Origin of the sequence: Eubacterium sp. AM46-8, assembly GCF_003466705.1 — a bacterium.
GTDB lineage: Bacteria > Bacillota > Clostridia > Lachnospirales > Lachnospiraceae > Lachnospira.
The window spans coordinates 1-1,742 of the sequence record NZ_QSEU01000035.1; the positions used below are offsets into that span (position 1 = coordinate 1).

Sequence of the window (1,742 nt, forward strand, 5' to 3'; positions counted from 1 at the left end):
ATAATATTTATTAAATTAAGACACATATATTTTATTCGGGAACAGGAAATATAAAGAAAATAGGATAATAAATTTGATAAGATTATGTATTTTATTCGGGAACAGGAAATATAAAGAAAATAGGATAATAAATTTGATAAGATTATGTAGACTATTAAAAAAAAAGAGCACAGAAAAAAGACTGTTTGTTAAGCAGCCTTTTTAAGATTATCAAAATGTGTCCGAATAATAGTGGACAATAGGCCAGCAAGATTGCTGACAGTCTTTTCATACATGTAATATTGTTTATAAACAACCGACAGTGCATTCATAACAATTTCGTAAGAATAGTGTAATGAGAGACTTGCGATATCGTCAATCTCAATATCGCTGAGCTTCATCAGTTTATAAGAAGCCACCGGCGTATTCATATTAAAGAACGAACTGAATGTGTCAGATATATTTTCACCAGAATTAATATAAGCAACATTCTGATTGAAGTTCCATACAAACTGGTTAAGCATGTCTACGTATTCATCATGAACACAAGCTTTTTGGTTCTTTGGAATAAATGTTTTGTCGATTTCGAAGCGGACAACATCATCTTTGAAACTAACACGGAAAATATCAGATGTGCTTATCAACTTAGCCTTAATAATTGAAGGTTTGCAATAAGCTGGAAGGGTATTTCTGATATCACGAATATTCTTATAATCTACACTTGCAACACCTTTAAGATCAGGTGAATCAAGACTTAGAAGTTCTCTGATAAATATTCTAAGTGACACAAGAGCGTCAATTGAATTAAGCCTGCTCATCAGTTCTTTGGACATAACAAGAAAACCACGGCCTCCCTTATTGGCAGGAAGGTAGTAGTTCTCATAATCATTGAGTATAACATTAATAAACCCATACTGTGTTTTTGAGTATGAGATGTATGTATATTCCTGAAGAACATGAAGATTATTCCATATAGTTCTTACATTACAGCCAATCATGTCCGCAAGTTCACTAGGATTAATATCATATATAATTCCATTTCTGTCAGGATTATAGAAATGCAACATAAGGAAAAGCTTAATTGCATTAGACTTAAGCATAGGTCTGTAACCGTAACGATTTTTCTCGTTATGGTATATTTTTTTGTACACGTTCTTCTGGATCAATGCCTTATGTGGACAACTTGCACATGCGGCACATGCATCAGCATAAGGTTTACTGTTCTTATCAAATGTATTAACAACAGTTCTGTATTTACATGTCTGACAAGCTGCATTACTATAATCAATAGTATCTTGTGTGGTTTCAATTACTTCTGTGTAATTCTTCTGAAATCCCAAAGATTGGATTATAGCAGCTTTGCCAATGTTAGCAAAATTGTCCAAGCATTTCACCCCCTTTTAGACCATAATTTAACAGTATTTGAGCTTGAAATCAAATCTTGGGTTTTACTCCAAATCTGTCCACATTAGAATTAATTTTGAATAATTTTACTCTGAAATAATCTACATTTTGAAAAAAATCTATTAATTTACTCCAAAATTATCTACGAAATTTCTTTGGATTTTTTTGTGTAGACCATAAAAAGCAGATTTTGTGTAATTTACTCCAATTTTATCTACATTTGGATATAATTAGATATTCAGAAAGAGGTAATAATTGAAAAAATCTAGTGTTTAAGCCAAAAATGTAGACATAGGTAAGAAATTTTCCAAGGAAAAATGTAGAAAAAAATATCTTGTTAAAATAGATAATATACAAAA

Annotated in this window: 1 protein-coding gene; it reads right to left on the minus strand. The window is 30.9% G+C overall.

Annotated features, from left to right (window positions below; translation table 11 throughout):
- Positions 1-188: 188 nt before the first annotated feature.
- Positions 189-1,364: a hypothetical protein gene (locus DW963_RS13105; protein ID WP_207740265.1), complete on the minus strand. Its 1,176-nt coding sequence runs from the start codon at positions 1,362-1,364 to the stop codon at positions 189-191.
- Positions 1,365-1,742 lie beyond the last annotated feature (378 nt).